Below are 795 nucleotides of genomic sequence, written 5' to 3'. Positions count from 1 at the left end.
CCCTCCGATGTCTCCGATGAGGAATGGGCGCTGGTGGCGCCCTACCTGACGCTCCTGCCCGAAGAAGCGGGCCAGCGGGAGCACTCCCTGCGCGAGGTGTTCAACGGGCTGCGCTACATCATCAAAACAGGGGCACCCTGGCGCTGGATGCCCAACGACCTGCCGCCCTGGGCGGCCGTCTACCAGCAGGCCCAGCGCTGGCTCAATGCCGGCTGCTTCGAGGAGCTGGCGCACGATCTTCGCGCCGTGCTGCGCCTGGCGGCTGGACGCAGCGAGGAGCCCTCGGCCGCGGTGCTCGACAGCCGCACGTTGCGCTCCACGCCGGAGAGTGGCGCCCGCGCCGGCTATGATGGGGCCAAGCGCAAGAAGGGCTCCAAGCTGCATATGGCGGTGGACACGCTGGGGCATCTCCTGGCGGCTCACGTCACCCCCGCTACGGCTGATGATCGAGCCGAGGTGGGACAACTGGCCCAAGCTGTGCAGGTGGCCACCGGCGAGAGCGTCGATCTGGCTTATGTCGATCAGGGCTACACGGGCGCGAAGCCGGCGGCGGCCGCCCGCGAGCATGGGATCGAGCTGGAGGTGGTCAAACTGCCTGAGGCCAAGCGCGGTTTCGTACTGTTGCCGCGCCGGTGGGTGGTTGAGCGAACCTTCGGATGGGCAACCCGTTTTCGCCGGCTCGTGCGCGATTACGAGCGCTTACCTCAAACTCTTGCTGACCTGCATGTCATTGCACTGGTCTGCATCATGCTACGGCAGGCTGTAAACTACATCGCAGTCCATAACAGCCTCTAG

General features: G+C 66.2%; 1 protein-coding gene. It reads left to right on the top strand.

Features of this window, described 5'->3' with window-relative positions:
• On the top strand, positions 1 to 795 hold a 795-nt coding region (locus JKG68_RS32715; RefSeq protein WP_202066638.1), incomplete at its 5' end, for an IS5 family transposase.

This window comes from Microvirga aerilata (genome assembly GCF_016743775.1).
Lineage (GTDB): Bacteria > Pseudomonadota > Alphaproteobacteria > Rhizobiales > Beijerinckiaceae > Microvirga > Microvirga aerilata.
The sequence above is the reverse complement of the archived record's forward strand: the minus strand, read 5'-3'. Positions and strand labels throughout refer to the sequence as shown.